At 27.4% G+C, this 17578-nt stretch carries 16 protein-coding genes; 11 read left to right on the forward strand and 5 right to left on the reverse strand.

The genetic code is table 11. The annotated features are described in order from the left end of the window. Positions 1–174: 174 nt before the first annotated feature. The 5 genes from Q3223_RS07340 to Q3223_RS07360 form a co-directional block, all read right to left on the reverse strand. Positions 175–1239 (reverse strand): ABC transporter permease, encoded by a 1065-nt coding sequence (locus tag Q3223_RS07340; RefSeq protein ID WP_284181779.1) that lies wholly within the window; start codon positions 1237–1239, stop codon positions 175–177. A 2-nt stretch (positions 1240–1241) separates the two neighbouring features. Next, positions 1242–2339, reverse strand: coding sequence for an ABC transporter permease (locus tag Q3223_RS07345; RefSeq protein ID WP_284181781.1), 1098 nt, complete (start codon positions 2337–2339; stop codon positions 1242–1244). 13 nt (positions 2340–2352) lie between these two features. Next, positions 2353–3288 (reverse strand): ABC transporter ATP-binding protein, encoded by a 936-nt coding sequence (locus Q3223_RS07350; RefSeq protein WP_284181782.1) that lies wholly within the window; start codon positions 3286–3288, stop codon positions 2353–2355. Between the two features lie 188 nt (positions 3289–3476). After that, complete coding sequence (locus Q3223_RS07355; RefSeq protein WP_223152560.1) at positions 3477–4121, reverse strand: response regulator transcription factor; 645 nt, start codon at positions 4119–4121, stop codon at positions 3477–3479. Beyond that, positions 4114–5274, reverse strand: a complete 1161-nt coding sequence (locus Q3223_RS07360; protein ID WP_054269766.1) for a sensor histidine kinase — start codon at positions 5272–5274, stop codon at positions 4114–4116. The genes Q3223_RS07355 and Q3223_RS07360 overlap by 8 nt, the downstream gene beginning before the upstream one ends. 184 nt (positions 5275–5458) lie before the next feature. Here Q3223_RS07360 and Q3223_RS07365 point away from each other — a divergent pair, with 184 nt between their 5' ends. The 11 genes from Q3223_RS07365 to mnmA all read left to right on the forward strand — a co-directional run bounded on the left by Q3223_RS07365 (position 5459) and on the right by mnmA (position 17442). Continuing rightward, the gene (locus tag Q3223_RS07365; RefSeq protein WP_054269767.1) at positions 5459–5803 is read left to right on the forward strand and encodes a YraN family protein; all 345 of its coding nucleotides are present in this window, start codon (positions 5459–5461) and stop codon (positions 5801–5803) included. 30 nt (positions 5804–5833) lie between these two features. After that, on the forward strand, positions 5834–7438 hold the full coding sequence (locus Q3223_RS07370) for a YifB family Mg chelatase-like AAA ATPase (RefSeq protein ID WP_223152559.1): 1605 nt from the start codon (positions 5834–5836) through the stop codon (positions 7436–7438). Between the two features lie 18 nt (positions 7439–7456). Next, complete coding sequence (gene dprA, locus Q3223_RS07375) at positions 7457–8557, forward strand: DNA-processing protein DprA (RefSeq protein WP_054269769.1); 1101 nt, start codon at positions 7457–7459, stop codon at positions 8555–8557. Positions 8558–8589: 32 nt separating this feature from the next. After that, positions 8590–10677 (forward strand): type I DNA topoisomerase, encoded by a 2088-nt coding sequence (topA, locus tag Q3223_RS07380; protein WP_054269770.1) that lies wholly within the window; start codon positions 8590–8592, stop codon positions 10675–10677. Positions 10678–10842: 165 nt separating this feature from the next. After that, on the forward strand, positions 10843–11628 hold the full coding sequence (codY, locus tag Q3223_RS07385; protein WP_021384027.1) for a GTP-sensing pleiotropic transcriptional regulator CodY: 786 nt from the start codon (positions 10843–10845) through the stop codon (positions 11626–11628). Between the two features lie 116 nt (positions 11629–11744). Beyond that, complete coding sequence (locus Q3223_RS07390) at positions 11745–13010, forward strand: replication-associated recombination protein A (protein WP_054269771.1); 1266 nt, start codon at positions 11745–11747, stop codon at positions 13008–13010. Positions 13011–13040: 30 nt separating this feature from the next. After that, complete coding sequence (locus Q3223_RS07395) at positions 13041–13811, forward strand: GNAT family N-acetyltransferase (RefSeq protein WP_054269772.1); 771 nt, start codon at positions 13041–13043, stop codon at positions 13809–13811. Between the two features lie 109 nt (positions 13812–13920). Continuing rightward, a complete protein-coding gene (locus Q3223_RS07400; protein WP_003419409.1) occupies positions 13921–14367 on the forward strand; it encodes an Rrf2 family transcriptional regulator in 447 nt (148 codons plus the stop codon). 17 nt (positions 14368–14384) lie between these two features. Beyond that, positions 14385–15578 carry a cysteine desulfurase NifS gene (gene nifS, locus Q3223_RS07405; RefSeq protein WP_054269773.1) on the forward strand — a complete coding sequence of 398 codons (1194 nt, stop codon included), beginning with the start codon at positions 14385–14387 and terminating at the stop codon, positions 15576–15578. A gap of 53 nt (positions 15579–15631) precedes the next feature. Then, positions 15632–16072 carry a Fe-S cluster assembly scaffold protein NifU gene (gene nifU / locus Q3223_RS07410; RefSeq protein WP_054269774.1) on the forward strand — a complete coding sequence of 147 codons (441 nt, stop codon included), beginning with the start codon at positions 15632–15634 and terminating at the stop codon, positions 16070–16072. Positions 16073–16362: 290 nt separating this feature from the next. Then, on the forward strand, positions 16363–17442 hold the full coding sequence (gene mnmA, locus Q3223_RS07415) for a tRNA 2-thiouridine(34) synthase MnmA (protein ID WP_176702473.1): 1080 nt from the start codon (positions 16363–16365) through the stop codon (positions 17440–17442). The last annotated feature ends 136 nt before the right edge of the window (positions 17443–17578 follow it).

The following is a 17578-nucleotide window of genomic DNA, read 5'->3' on the forward strand; positions in this document are numbered from 1 at the left end:
ATTAATATTATATCATAAAATACTTGACAGGTCAAATTAAATGATATATAATAAAAAGTTTAGAATAATAGATATATATAATTAGATATAAAAATATAAGATAAGATGATTTAATATATTAAGATATCTAGTTAGTATTGTATAAAATAACATACTAACTAGATTTAATAAGTATTAATTTCTAGCAAAATCTCTTAATTTAAGACTTCCAGCTGTTACAAATACCATTCCAATAAGAATTAGAACAATTATATTTATTAATATATTACCATTATTATTAATAGCATCTATAGTCCAATAAAATGGTGTAAGCTTTGAAAGATTAGCCATAAAGGACAATTTATCAAGTGATGGTATCATGCTAGATATGGATATAGCTAAACCTATTAAAGAATAAAATGTAGATATAAGACTTATAGAACTCTCGTTTTTAAACACTCTAGCTATCCAAAATACGAATCCAGTAGCAACAAAACTATTTGATAGTACAATCATCAATGTATTTAGAGTTAACTTAAAATCTCTTGTAAATGTGAAACATACTAAAGTTAAGGTGTATACAATTGCTTGAGTAAAAAATAACCCTAAAAATATACTGAAAATTATTTTTATATCATTATGTTTTGTAGAGACAAGTCTTTTTAAGGTATTAGATTTTTTTAATGCAAATAAATCAGAAGCTAGATGTGCTGCGTTAATGTACATAAAATAACATATTAAGAAAACTATTAAAAACGAATTTTTATTCTTATCTGGACTGTTATCAATTATATTTGTCTTGGTCAATTTATCATCTATATTTCCATCTATTTTTAATTTTAATGAATTAGTAATAAAAGATTCTATTTGTGATTCTGCCCAAAGACTACCTCCACCATTTTCAGTTTTAAAACATTTAACCACAGGTCGTTTTAATTTATCTATATTGCTTGAAAAATTTTTATCTAAAATGAAGACAGCAGAAACTTTATTGTTTTTTAATAGATTCATAGCTTTGTCTTGTTCGTCAAGTCCAAATGAGTTTTCTTTTAATTTAGAACTATCTATTAACTTATGTTCGTATTTTCCCAAAGAATTAGATACAATTGCTACTGGAGAAAAGTACATTGATTGATTTTCTGAGCTGCCAGTAAAAAAGTTAAGAGAAAATACTAATATAACAGGAAACAAGACCATATTAACTAAAAGAGTATGATTTTTTATATATCTTTTTATGTTTGCAATAATTAATCTAATCATTATTAAACCTCCCTCCACTTATATTTTTCTTTTATAATAGAAAGTACAATCAATATTGTAGATGCAATTAGGCATATGGAAATTAAACTTCCTATTGAGTCTATAGTTTTAAACGTTTCATAATTACTGAACAATGTTCCTATTAAATAAGTAGGAGATAAACTTGTAAACTTAGTAAACACATCATTTACCATGCTGAAGATACCTCCAAAAACTGTTTGCAAGAAGAGTAATGCATAAACTATAACTGTACCATATTTCTTGCTAAAAAAGGCGGTTACAAAAGTAGATATTGAAGTCATAAAACAAGAAGATAAAGCACAAAGTAAAGTTAATATAGCAAAGTTACCTTTGAATGTTATACCAAGTATTCTAAAAAATAAAACATATAATAATAAGAATATAAATGAGTAAATCCATAAACCTACAAAATCATAAATTAAGAATTGTATCCTAGTTACAGGCATAGAGTAGAGTCTTTTTGAAAGTCCTTTTGACTCATTTATATAATTTGATAAAATATTATTCATTATAAAAATTATTACAAGGAATCCAAGAGAAACTAAAGCAAAGTACTCATAAGAATTTTGTTTAACATTGTTTTTTATTATAGAAGCATCAATAGAATTCTTATTAAATAATTTTGAGAAATCTTCTGAACTTAATTTTTGAGAATTATTCAAATATAATTTTTCATGATAAGTATCTAAAATATCTTGAAGTAATATTGCAATATTATCACTAGATTTAAGTTTTTCTATACTTAGAGTATTTGATTTTTCATTTAATAAATTATTCTCATATCCTTTAGGTATAGTAAGTTTTAAGTCTGCCTTAGAATCATCTTTTTGAACTGTTAATATAGAAGATAAATCATTTTTTAAATATCCTGTCAAATTACTTGATAGCTTTGTATTATCTTTGTCATATATAACAATTGATGTCAAATCTGTTTTTATAGGATTTTGAAACATACTTTCTGTCACCATCCCAAGAAATCCAGCTAAAACTAGAGGTAATGCTAAGAAATATATTAAATTAAGTATAAAGGAGCTTTTTAAACCTTTTAGCATAGTTTTTACACTAATGTATAATTTCATAAAATCACCTCCATTAATCCCTTAAATTTTTTCCTGTTAGATTTAAAAACACGTCTTCTAGACTAGGTTCTTCATAAGATATTCTTGTTATTTTTGAATTGTTTTTGTCAACAACAGATAACACATCTGTAAGCTGTAATTTTTTGTCTATATCTAATTCTAATAATGAATTATTTTCTAAGATAGATATAACACCGTTAGTATTTTTTAAATCAAATATAAGTTGAGCATTTATATTTTTTATTTCCATAATTAATTTTGTATTTGTAGATACTAATGATTTTAAATAATCATTATCTCCAAAAGCAATCTCTTTACCTTCATCCATAATAAAAATCTTAGAACAAAGATGCTCAACTTCTTCCATGTAATGAGAAGTATATATTACTGTAGTTTTTTGTTTTTCAGATATATTTTTTATAAAATTGAAAATATGATTTCTCGATTGAGGGTCAACACCTACAGTTGGTTCATCCAATATTAATATTTTAGGATGATTTAAAAGTGCTATTCCAATGTTTAATCTCCTCTGCATACCACCAGATAATTTTTTGACTTTTTTCTTTTTAACATCAGTAAGTCCTGTGACTTCTAAGGCTTCAGTTATTCTCTCTTGAAGCAATTTTCCCTTTAATCCATAGTAAGCCCCAAAGTACTCTAAGTTATCAAAAGGAGTAAGGGTTTCTATAAGTGCTAATTCTTGTGGAACTAATCCTATTATAGACTTTGCTTTTATATAATCTTTTGACAAATCTAAACCATTGATTTGGATGTTGCCACTATTTGGTAACATAAGATTTGTAATTATATTTATAAGTGTAGATTTACCAGCCCCATTTGGTCCAATAAGTCCAAATATCTCTCCTTCTTTAACAGAAAAGCTGATATTATCAAGTGCTAATTTATCATTAAATCTTTTTGTTATATTATTTACTCTGACTATATCCATAATAATCCCTCCCAAAATAATTTTGTATAAGTTAAAAATCTATAATACTATAATAAAGAATTATGAATCATAATTCTATTACTATAAGTCACTAAAAAAAGTGACTTAAGTCACTTTATATTTTTATTTATTATAAATGAGTTTGTGAGTAAGAAATTTTTTAGGGTATAGATTTCTTACCTATATATTTATATTACAATTTTATTCTTGAAGGCAAATATAACTAGTTGAGTCCTATCACGAAGTTCTAATTTACCTAAGATATTAGTAATATTATTCTTTATTGTACCTTCAGATAAGAATAATTCTTGGCTGATTTCTTTGTTGTTAAGTCCATTTGCGATTAATCTAATTATGGATATTTCTTTTTGTGTTAAATTATACATATCAGAAATATGTTCTTGTTCTATAGTTTTTTCAGGTGACATAATTTTTTCAGCTACACTTTTATCAAGTACAATATTGCCAAAAAACGAGGAACGAATCCCTTCATGTAATACTTCATCCGAGCTATCCTTTAAAAGATATCCTGAAGCTCCAAATTTCATAGCATCTTTTATGTACTCATCATCATTAAAGGTTGTCAAAATTAATAATGCTATAGAGCTATCATATTCTTTTATAAGTCTTGTGCCTAGAACTCCATCACAAACCTTCATTCGAATATCCATAAGAACCATGTCTACATCATTTGTTTTACAAAACTCTAATGCTTCATATCCATTTGAAGCATCTCCTACAATTTCTAAATCGTCATAAGATGATAAAATAATCTTAAGACCTTTTCTAATTAATTTTTCATCATCTACTATAAGAACTTTGATTTTATTCAAAAAAATCACCCCCTGAAAATTTAGGAAAAGACGCTCTAATTGTGAACCCAGTGTTAGAATTATCAAATTCAACTTTGCCATTTAATTCATATATTCTTTCACTAATACTGCTAAGTCCATTTCCTTTTTTTATATTGTTACACCCTAGACCATTATCACTTATAGTAATTATAAGATTTGAAGTATTAAATGTTATAAAGATTCTGATTTCAGTTGCTTTTCCATGTCTTGATGCGTTGGAAAGCGATTCCTGAACAAGTCTATATAAAGTGATAGATTGATTTCTAGATAGGTTCCAAGTATTTTTTGATATAGTTAATCTGACATTGATATTTGTAAGCTTAATAAAGCTTTCAACCAGTTCTTTGATTTTAATTAAATTTTGGTAATTTTCATATTCAACAGGTTTTAGTTCAGATATAGCTTTTCTTACATCTTGAAAACTTTCAGTTACAAATTCTCTAAGTTCATGTACTAAATCAGAAATGAGAGGTTTGTCTTTTAAGAGTTTTTCTATAGCATTTAATTGGATTATCGTTGTAGAAAGAGAATGTCCAACACTATCATGTATTTCTCTGGATATTCGGTTTCTTTCTTTCAAAATTGCTAATTCTTCTATAGAACTTGCATAAATCTCTAAATCAGCATTAGCTTTTTTTAGTTCATCTTTAGAAACTCTGAGTTTATCATAAAGACTTTGATTGTATAATTTAGATAAATTCTCGTTTTCTAGATACATAGAAAGTAGAGTTATAATTAGTAATATGGAACTTGATTCTAGTGCTAAATATAAATTTTTATCTAAACCAATAATAAAAGAAGATATTATAACTAAAGAGAATAATATGTATTTATATTTTTTCTTTATTAAAAATGAGGCATCCAAAATTAAAGAAACAAAGTAAAGTGAATTAAAAGTATTTGTATGTGAACATAATATAAAAATTAAAATAAGCTCTAAAAAATAAGAAATAAGTATAAATTTATTCTCATTTGATAAAGAAAAAAATCTAACTTGATTATTTATTATTAGAAACAATATAATCATTGTTATAACTGGATACAATGTATTTTCAGAATTACTCAAACAACTTACAAGTAATATAGATAGAGATAAATATCGTATAAAAATAAATAATTTTTTTCTGTTCATTAAAGACATTCCTCCATAAAAATAAACTTTCCTTATGAAAACTAGCATAATATCATAAAAGAATAAAGTCAATAGAAGTATTTATTAATGTTAATGGAAATAAAATCAATCTCGAAAGATTGAATAGTTAAATTGTATACTGACAATAATTTAAAAGTAAAAATTTAATGTGTTGGAGTGAATAATGAATAATAAAGAAAAAGGTGATTTTGGAGAAGAAATAGCAGTTAATTATTTGCTATCAAAAGGAGCAAAGATATTAGAAAAAAACTACAGATTGAAGACAGGAGAGGTCGATATAATTGCAAATATAGGTAATGAGATTGTATTTGTGGAGGTGAAATCAAGGTCCAATATAAAGTATGGATATCCTTGCGAATCTGTAGGTTTCAAAAAGAGAAAAAAGATAATTGAGGTTGCAAAGTACTATATTATGAAAAAAAATTTACATAATACTCCAATAAGGTTTGATATTATAGAGGTCTATTTATTGGAAAAGAGAGTAAATCATATAATGAATGCTTTTTAAAAAATATAAAGTTTTTTGAAAGGATTAAAAATGTTAAGTATTATTAATTCAAGTAATTTAGTAGGAATAGATAGTTTTTTGGTAAAGGTTGAAGTTGATATAAGTAATGGTATACCTAGTTTTAATATTGTTGGTCTGCCAAGTAAAGAAATTAAAGAGGCAAGAGAAAGAGTAAAATCAGCAATTCTTAATAGTGGATATAAATTTCCAAATACAAGAATAGTTGTAAATTTATCTCCAGCAGATATAAAAAAAGAAGGAGCTTTTTTAGATTTATCTATAAGTATAGGTCTTTTAAGAGGATTAATAAAAAAAGACGAAAATTACATAAAAGAAAGTATGTTTATAGGAGAGTTGTCATTAGATGGAAAAATAAGAAAAGTAAGAGGTATATTGCCTATTATTATAGGGGCAAAAAATCAAAATATAAAACGTATCTTTATACCAATTGAGAATACAAGAGAAAGTTTATTTATAGATGAAATTGATATAATACCTGTTAAAAGTTTAAATGAATGTATTGAATTTTTAAATGAAGAAATAAAAGTCGATAAAGAAGGGATAATGTCTTTTTTGAATGAGGAATTAGAAAGATATAATGAAGGATTAGAAAAATATAACACCTATAAAGATTATAAGCATGCAAAGTTCCATAGTATAAAAGAGAATAAATATGATGAAGATTTTAAAGATGTAAGAGGAAACTACTTTGTAAAGAGAAGTGCAGAAATTGCAGCAGCTGGTAATCATAATATATTTATGATTGGACCTCCAGGTTCAGGAAAAACTATGATTGCAAAAAGGATAAGGACAATCTTACCAGATATAAGTATAGAAGAAATGATAGAAGTAAGTAAAGTCTATAGCATATTAGGAATGATAGATGAAACTAAAGGAATAATTGATAATAGACCTTTTAGGGCACCTCATCACACAACTACAAAGCAATCCTTAATTGGTGGTGGAATAGATGCAAGGCCTGGAGAAGTTGCTTTAGCACATAGAGGGATATTATTTTTAGACGAAATAGCTGAATTTGATAGAAAAATACTTGAGACTTTAAGGCAACCCATGGAAGATGGCTATGTAAATATATCTAGAGTGAAATATAGTACAAAGTATCCTTGTAGGGTATTATTAATTGCAGCTATGAATCCATGTCCTTGTGGTTATTATATGTCAGACATAGAATGTAGATGTAGGAGCAATGAAATTGATAAATACATAAATAAAATATCAGGTCCATTATTAGATAGGTTTGATATTTTCGTAGAAGTTAATTCTATAAAATATGTTGATTTTAATTCTTCAAAACAAGAAGAAAGTTCTCAAAAAATAAAGAGAAGAGTAGAAAATGCTAGAAAAATACAAATAAATAGATTTAAGAAAGATAATATAAAAAATAATAGTGAAATTAAAGCTTCTAATTTATTAAAATATTGTAAATTGGAAAAAGAAGCTTCAAAAACAGCTGAGACAATATTTAATAAATATAATCTCAGTAGTAGAAGTTATACAAAACTTTTAAAAATGGCAAGAACAATAGCGGATTTGGAAGAGATGGAAACAATAAATTCGCAATGTATTATAGAAGCTTTTTCATTTAGAAAGGCTTATTATAGTTATTTTAAATAAGTTTTTGAGGTGGATTTTATGGAAAAAAGAGATATCTATTTATGGTTAAAATCAATTAGTGGAATAACAACAAAAACAATTGAAATAATAGAAAATGAAGTAGTAAATATTGAGGATATATTTGATTTTTCTGAAAAAGAAATATATAATTTAAAAAATATAAGCTTGAATATTAGAAAAAATATAGTAAAATATAGAGGTCACGCTTATTTAGAAAATATAAAAGAACTTCTTTATAAAAAAACAATTAAATATATTTGTCAATATGATAAAGAATATCCTGAGAAATTAAAAAATATATACAATGCTCCAAAATTATTATTTTATAAAGGTGATATAGGTCTAGTTAATGATAATTTTAATATAGCTATGGTAGGTTCAAGAAAACCTACAGCTTATGGAATTAGTTGTGCAAAAACAATTAGTTGTCAACTATCCCAGTATGGGGTTAATATAGTAAGTGGATTAGCTATAGGAATAGATGCATACTCACATATAGGTTGTATGAATGGAAAATCTAAAACTATAGCAGTGCTTGGCTCAGGAGTAGACAATCCTCTTCCAAAACAAAATTTATATTTATCAAATAAAATATTAGAAAATGGGGGATTATTATTATCAGAGTATAATATTAACTCAGCAGTAGCACCTTATCATTTTTCTAATAGGAATAGAATTATTAGCGGATTAAGTGATGGAGTAGTGGTTGTAGAGGCAGCAATGAGAAGTGGTGCATTAATCACAGTGGATTTTGCTCTTGAACATGGAAAAAATGTTTTCGCAATACCTGGTAATATAAATTCTCAAATGAGTAGAGGTTGTCATAAAATTATAAAAGAAGGTGCAAAATTAATTGAAAATATAGATGATATTTTGAATGAATATAACATATTTAATATTATTGATAAAAAAATAAATCAAAAATATGATAATATAAGTTTAAATGCCAAGTCCAAGCAAATAATTGAGGCTATAAAAAGAGAAGGAAACTTGCATATAGATAGTATTTGTGATTATACTGGTATAGAAATAAAGTATGTAAATTCAATAATCAATGAATTATTACTAAATGAGTTAGTAGTAGAAATGAATAATAAAACGTACAGTTTGAATGTATAAATTAAGATTAGGTAGTGGGGGTGTGTGGTTTTATGGCCAAAACATTAGTCATCGTAGAATCGCCTGCAAAAGCTAAGACTATAGAAAAATTTTTAGGAAAAAGTCATTACACAGTGAAAGCATCAGTTGGTCATGTCAGAGATTTGCCTAAAAGTAAATTAGGTGTAGATATAGAAAATAATTTTGAACCTCAATATATAAACATAAGAGGTAAAGGCGATGTAATAAAAGAATTAAAAAAAGAAGCTAAGAAGTCTAAACAAGTTTATCTAGCAACTGACCCTGATAGAGAGGGTGAAGCTATATCATGGCATTTAGCTCATATACTAAATTTAGATGAATCTGAAGATTGTAGAATAGAGTTTAATGAAATAACTAAGGATGCAATTAAAAAAGCAATTAAGCATCCTAGAAATATTGATATAAATTTAGTTGATGCACAACAAGCAAGAAGAGTATTAGACAGACTTCTAGGTTATCAGATAAGCCCTATATTGTGGCAAAAGGTTAGAAAAGGTCTTAGTGCAGGTAGAGTGCAATCTGTTACAACAAAATTAATTTGTGATAGAGAAAAAGAAATAAAAGCATTTATTCCAAAAGAATATTGGACAATAGATGTTGAAGCAAAGACAGCAAAAGACAAAGATATAACTTTAAAATTTTATGGTAAGAATGATGAAAAAATTGAATTAGAAAATGAAGAAGCTGTAAATGAAATATTAAAAGAAATGGAAGGAAAAGATTTAAAAGTTGAGAAGATAGAATCTAAATCAAGACGTAAATCAGCTCCAAAACCATTTACAACAAGTATGCTTCAACAAGAAGGGGCAAATAAGCTATTTTTCACTACTAAAAAGACAATGATGATAGCACAAGAATTATATGAAGGTATAGACATAGAAGGTGAAGGTACTGTCGGTCTTATATCTTATATAAGAACTGACTCTAAGAGAATATCTGATGAGGCAAGAGAAAAGGCTGAAGGTTATATAGTAAGTAATTTAGGAGAAAATTACTATAAAAATAATAGTGATAAAAAAGAAAAAAAAGATACTAAAAAAGTCCAAGATGCACATGAGGCAATAAGACCAACTTCTGTTGACAGAACACCAGATAGTATAAAAGCTTCACTGAGCAAAGACCAGTACAAGTTATATAATTTAATTTGGAGAAGATTTGTAGCTAGTCAAATGGAGGATTCAGTATTCGATATATTAAATGTAGAATGTAAAATAGGAGACCTTGTGTTTAAAGCAACTGGTTCAAAAATGAAGTTTGATGGTTATACTAAAGTATACAATTTTTCAGAAAGAGAAGATAAAATTTTACCAAGTATAGACAAGGGAGATATATTAAATATAGAAAATATATTACCAGACCAACACTTTACACAACCACCAGCAAGATATACAGAGGCTAGTCTAGTAAAAACACTAGAGGAACTAGGTATAGGTAGACCAAGTACGTATGCTCCAACAATAGCTACTATATTAAATAGAGAATATGTTGAAAAGCAAGGAACAAGCCTATGTCCAACAGAACTTGGAATAATAGTTACTGATATTTTAGAAAATAATTTTCATAAATTTATAGATGTAGATTTTACTGCTGATATGGAAAGTAAACTTGATGTTATAGAAGAAGGGAATACAGATTGGAAAGAGATTGTATCTGAATCGTATGCTCCACTTAAAGAAGCTATAGAAGAAGCACTTGAAAATATAGAAAAAATAAATATGGATGAAGAAACTGATGAAATATGTGAAAATTGTGGTTCTAATATGGTTATAAAATATGGTAGATTTGGAAAGTTTATGGCTTGTAAAAACTATCCTGATTGTAAAACAACTAGACCAATTATGAATAAAATTGGTGTTAAATGTCCAAAATGTGAAGAAGGAGATATTATACTTAGAAAATCCAAAAGAGGTAAAGCTTTTTATGGATGTTCTAATTATCCAAACTGTGACTTTGTAGCTTGGAATAAGCCAACAGGAGAGTTCTGTGAGAAGTGTGGTTCATATATGGTTGAAAAAGTGACTAAATCTGAAACAAAAACAGTATGTTCTAATAAAGAATGTAACAAAGAGTCAAAAGAGCATAATGACGGAAAAGAGTGAAAATTGAAAAAAATCACATAATTCTCTTGAAAAAGGTTCCAATCTATGATAATCTTTCAAGTGTAAACAACTAATATAAAAAATAAATTTTCGTTATAAATGAAAATAATATTAGAAAATATAAAAGGTTATTAAAAGGCCTAAATTTCATGAGGAGATGATTAAATGGCAAGTGAAGTGTTACAAAAAACAAGGAAAATAAATAAAACATTACAAACAAGTGGTGGAAGTAGTGTCTCTTTTGATTTACTGGCCGGAGCATTAGGAGATGTTTTAAATTCTAATGTTTATGTAGTAAGTGCAAAAGGTAAAGTACTAGGTCTTCATTTAAATGATGCTCAAGACAGTTCAGTTATAGAAGATGAGTATACTAAACAAAAGAAATTTTCAGATGAATATACTCAAAATGTATTAAAGATTGATGAGACATTAGAAAATTTAAATGGTGAAAAGATATTAGAAATTTTCCCAGAAGAACATGGAAGATTACAAAAATATACTACAGTAGTACCAATTTTAGGTAGTGGTCAAAGACTAGGAACATTAGTACTTTCGAGATATTCAGCTTCATTTAATGATGATGATTTAGTAATAGCTGAATATAGTGCAACTGTTGTTGGTCTAGAAATATTAAGAGCGATAGGCGAAGAATTAGAAGAAGAAATGAGAAAGAAAGCTGTAGTTCAAATGGCAATAGGCACTCTGTCCTACTCCGAACTTGAAGCAGTTGAGCATATTTTTGCTGAATTAGATGGTAAAGAAGGTTTACTTGTTGCAAGTAAGATAGCTGATAGAGTTGGTATAACTAGATCAGTAATAGTAAATGCACTTAGAAAATTTGAGAGTGCAGGTGTGATAGAATCAAGATCATTAGGTATGAAAGGTACTCATATAAGAATACTTAATGATAAACTTACAGATGAATTGAAAAAATTAAAAAACAATCAATAATCTATATTTTATAGATTGAGATTAGAAAAGGTATCTATTTCAAATAGATACCTTTTTTAGACGAATTATTGAAATAATTATAGAGTAAGTATTTTAATCAAAAAAGGAGTGAGGATATGCCTTTAGCAGATAGAATAAGACCAAAAACAATGAATGATGTAATAGGTCAAAGTCATATAATAGGTAATGGCAAAATATTGTCTAAGATATTACAATCTAATTTTTTACCAAATATGATATTTTTTGGTCCTCCAGGTGTTGGAAAAACCACAGTAGCAGAAATAATAGCAGAAAAAAGCAATAAAAATTTCTACAAAATAAATGCTACGAATTCATCTCTAGAAGATATAAAAAAGGTGATATCAGAACTTGGGAGTATAAATAATATAAATGGAGTTTTGTTATATATAGATGAAATACAAAGTTTTAATAAAAAACAACAACAATCAATATTAGAATTTATGGAAAATGGAAGTATAACCTTAATTGCTAGTACCACAGAAAATCCATATCATTATGTGTATAAAGCTCTTTTAAGCAGGTCTACTGTGTTTGAATTTAAACCTTTAGAGAAGTTTGATATAGAAAAAGGTTTGGAAAGAGCTATTGAAGTATTAAATGAAGATAGTTATATGGATATTGAATGTAATAAAGATGCGATTGAAGATATAGCTATTCTTTCTGATGGAGATATGAGAAGAGCTTTGAATATTTTGGAAATGGTAGTTTATTCAACCAAACCAAATAAAGATAATATAACTCACATAGATTCAGATGTAATAAAGTCATCTACATTTAATAAGATTATAAATTATGATAAAAATGGTGATAGTCATTATGACATTTTAAGTGCATTCCAAAAATCTATAAGGGGAAGTGACCCACAAGCGTCTATACATTATCTAGCAAGACTTATAAAAGGTGGAGATTTGATAAGTATATGTAGAAGACTTTTAGTAATAGCTAGTGAAGATATAGGTCTAGCTTATCCAAATGCTATTATGATTGTAAAGGCATGTGTAGATTCGGCTATGCAACTTGGATTTCCAGAAGCAAAAATACCATTGGCAGAAGCTACTATTCTTTTAGCTACATCTCCAAAATCTAATTCTGCATGTATGGCAATAATGAAAGCTATGGAGGAATTAGATAAAGAGTTTGTTAAGGACATACCAAATAGTATAAAAGATGCTCATTATTCTGGTTCTAAAGATATAGGTAGGGGTTGTGGATACAAATATCCTCATAACTTTAAAAATCATTATGTAAAGCAACAGTATTTACCAGATAGCATAAAAGATAGTATCTATTACATACCACAAGAAAATAAAACTGAAAAAAATATAAAGAAATATTTAGAATATCTAGACAGTGATTTTTAAACTGGACTTTATGTATCGGGGGTAGATATTATGATTATAAAGCTTAATTCAACTTATCATAGTAGAGTTATGAAATACTTAAAAAGAGAACCTGAGTACAATTTGTTTATAATAGGTGACATTGAAAGATATGGATATGGACATAATTTTTTAAATATATGGGCAGACATAGATGAAAAGGGTGAAATAAGGGCAGTATTACTTAAATATTTTGAGTTTATGATGTTTTATTCTGATGGAGAATATGATGTTGAAGGTTTTTATAATCTACTTTGTAATACCAATTATGAAGAAATTTCTGGGAAAATATGTGCTGTGGATGCATTAGCAAAAAGATTAGGACTTAATAATCTAAAGATAGTTGATTTTTGTAAACTTCAAACTAGAAAATTCTTGGTAAATAATAACTGTAATGAAAAGATTAAAAAAATTAGGCTTGGTAATCTTAAAAAGACAGTAAGGCTTTATGATTTGATAGATGAATTTCACAGCACTACTTTAGATAATTTAAAAAATGGATTGAGGACAGGTAGAGGATATTGTATAGAGATTAACAAACAAGTAGTATCCATGGCAAAGAGTACTTCAGAAAATAAGACTCATGCAATGATAATTGGAGTAGGGACGCATCCAAAGTATAGAGCCAAAGGACTTGCTACAAAGTGCCTTATTAAACTGTGTTCAGAACTCCTAAGAGAAAATAAAATACCTTGTTTGTTTTATGATAATGAAGAAGCTGGAAAGATATATAAAAAACTAGGATTTGAGAACATTGGAAAATGGGGGATTTATTCAAAATAAAAAATTTCAAATTAATCTTGACAAAATTAGTAGGGTATAATAAAATGATGTTGAAAGTAATTCCTACTAAATCAGTATGAATTAGATTTCTATATAGAGGTGATAATATATGAAGTTGTCTACTAAAGGTAGATATGGATTAAAAGCAATGTTTGAATTAGCATTAAATCAAGATAATGGACCAGTGTCATTAAAATTTATTGCTAAGAAACAGAAAATATCAGATCAGTACTTAGAACAAATATTTTCATCTTTAAAAAAATCAGGTCTAGTAAAAAGTGTAAGAGGTGCTCAAGGAGGTTATTTACTTTCAAAGAATGCTGAAGACATAACAGTAGGTGACATACTTGTAGTATTAGAAGGACCAGTTGCATTATCTGACTGTGTACTAGATGAAGATGTATGTGAAAACTCAAACATGTGTGTAACAAAAATAGTTTGGGAAAAGATGAAAAAGGGTATAGAAGATGTTATAGATTCAATTACTCTAAAAGATATGATAAATGACTATAACAAAAATAAATTAGAAAATGATATAACAAATATTAAAAAATAGATTTGGAGATGAATGTAATGGAAAAAAGAAGATTGTATATGGATTATTCTGCAACAACACCTGTTAAAAAAGAAGTATTAGATGCAATGATGCCATACCTAACAGACTATTTTGGGAATGCATCTAGTTTTCACACATTCGGAAGAGAAGCAAAAGATGCTTTAGATAAAGCAAGAGAGCAAGTAGCAGACCTTATAAATGCTGAACCTAGTGAAGTGTATTTTACAGCTGGTGGTTCAGAAAGTGATAACTGGACATTAGAAGGTGTAGCTTATGCTAATAAAAATAAAGGTAATCATATAATAACTTCAAAAATAGAGCACCATGCAATACTTCATACATGTGAATACTTAGCAAAACATCATGGATTTGAAATAACTTATTTAGATGTTGATAGCGAAGGAAAAGTAGATTTAAAACAATTAGAAGATTCAATAAAAGATACTACTATACTTATAAGTATAATGTTTGCAAATAATGAAATAGGGACTATACAACCTATTAAAGAAATATCTGAAATAGCTAAAAAACATAAGATATTATTCCACACTGATGCAGTACAAGCTACAGGTAATATTCCAGTAGATGTTAAGGAACTAGGAATCGATTTAATGAGCATGTCTTCACATAAAATCTATGGACCAAAGGGAGTAGGAGCTTTATACATAAGAAAAGGTGTAAGACTTCATAACTTTGTTCATGGTGGAGCGCAAGAAAAAAGTAAAAGAGCTGGTACAGAGAACATACCTGCAATAGTTGGATATGGAAAAGCAGCAGAATTAGCTAAAGCAAATATGCAAAATCATGTAGAGACTTTAACTCGTCTTAGAAATAAGCTAATAGATGGTGTGTTAGAAAGAATACCTTATACAAGAATAAATGGTAGTTTAGAAAATAGACTTCCAGGAAATGCAAACTTTGCGTTCCAATTTATAGAAGGTGAAGGAATACTTTTATTATTAGACATGCTAGGAATTGCTGGTTCAAGTGGTTCTGCTTGTACTTCTGGTTCATTAGACCCTTCACATGTACTTCTTGCAATAGGTTTACCACATGAAATAGCACATGGTTCATTAAGACTTACAGTTGGAGATTTTACAACAGATGATGATATAGATTATATATTAGAAAATTTACCAAATGTTATAGAGAGACTTAGAAGTATGTCACCACTTTATGATGATGCAAAGAAACAAGGCTTAGTAAAATAGACAGAGAGATAAAGCATAAAAAATAGACATAAATTGAGTAGGAGGAAAAAATAATGCAATATAGTGATAAAGTTATGGAACATTTTATGAATCCAAGAAATATGGGAGAAATTGATAATGCAAGTGGTGTAGGTGAAGTTGGAAACCCTACTTGTGGAGATATAATGAAGATATTTTTAGATATAGAAGGAGATGTAATAAAGGATGTTAAGTTTAAAACATTCGGCTGTGGTTCAGCTATAGCAAGTTCTTCTATGGCAACTGAAATGATAAAAGGTAGAACTATAAAAGATGCATTAGAACTTACAAATAAGGCTGTTGCTGAAGCTTTAGATGGTTTACCACCAGTAAAGATGCACTGTTCAGTTCTAGCAGAACAAGCTGTAAAAGCAGCACTTATAGATTATGCTCAAAAGAATAATATCCATATACCAGAATTGGATGGATATGTTATAGATGATGCTCATGACCATGATGTAGAGGAAGAAGAATAAAAATAAGTGATTGTATCTTGAGAAAGTTTAAAATGATTTAAAAGAAGTATTAATGATATAATTAGGACATAAAAAATAGCTGTTTGTAAAATGGCTATTTTTTATTGCCTAAATTAAGTGTTTTAAATTGATTTAGAAGTTAATTAGTTAACAAAATATATCCATAAGATTCAAATAATAAAGATGATTATTTTTTTAGAAAATAGAACAAGCTATATTTTAAATAAGTACAATGCTTGCTCTATATGATATAATAATAAGTAATGCAAAAGATGAGGTGAAATTTGTTTATGAATAAAAAAGTAATGATAGGTATGAGTGGAGGAGTGGATAGCTCTGTAGCTGCATATCTTTTAAAACAACAAGGTTATGATGTCATTGGTGTTACTATGAAATTGTGGCAAGATGATGACGATGTTGAAAATGAAGGTGGTTGTTGCTCTTTGTCAGCAGTTGAAGATGCTAGAAGAGTAGCAAATAAAATAGGTATACCATTTTATGTTCTAAATTTTAGAGAAGTATTTAAAGAAAAAGTAATAGATTATTTTATAGATGAATATTTAGAAGGAAAAACTCCTAATCCTTGTATAGCTTGTAATAAGCACATAAAATTTGATGATTTTTATAAAAAAGCCAGACAAATAGGTTGTGATTATGTAGCTACAGGTCACTATGCAAAGATAGAAAAGGATGAAAGTACAGGAAGATATTTGCTAAAAAAATCTGTTACAGATAAAAAAGACCAAACTTATGCACTTTATAATCTTACACAAGAACAACTAGAACATACTTTATTACCAATAGGTGATTATGAAAAAGATAGGGTAAGAGAAATTGCTAAAGAAATGGGAATGGCAGTTCACAATAAGCCTGACAGTCAAGAAATTTGCTTTGTAAAAGATAATGACTATGCAAATTATGTAAAAAAACATTCTAAAAAACGTATTGAAGAAGGTTTTTTTGTAGATACTAAAGGCAATATACTTGGAAAACACAAAGGTATACTATATTATACAATAGGTCAAAGAAAAGGACTTGGAATTACTTTTGGAAAGCCAATGTTTGTAATAGATATAAATCCAATAAATAATACTATAGTTCTTGGAGACAATGAAGAATTGTTCAAAAAAGAACTTATTGCAAAAGATGTTAACTTTATATCAATGGATAAATTAGAAGAACCATTAAGAGTTCAGGCAAAAATAAGATATTCAGCAAAACCATCACCAGCAACTATTCATAAAATAGGAGAAGATACTATTAAAATAGTTTTTGATGAAGCTCAAAGAGCAATTACTAAAGGTCAATCTGTGGTAATGTATGATGGAGATATTGTAGTAGGTGGAGGAATAATCGAGAAAAGTTTATAAAAACATCTAAAAAATTTAAAAAATAAATAATAAAGTATATTAAAGTGGAATAAAGTTTATAAAATAAATTTATTGTATATGAAAATATAGTATTGATTAATTTTGTAAAATTTAGTAATATAATTAGTATATTAAT

This window comes from Clostridioides sp. GD02367, from assembly GCF_045900275.1.
Taxonomy (GTDB): Bacteria; Bacillota; Clostridia; order Peptostreptococcales; family Peptostreptococcaceae; genus Clostridioides; species Clostridioides difficile_A.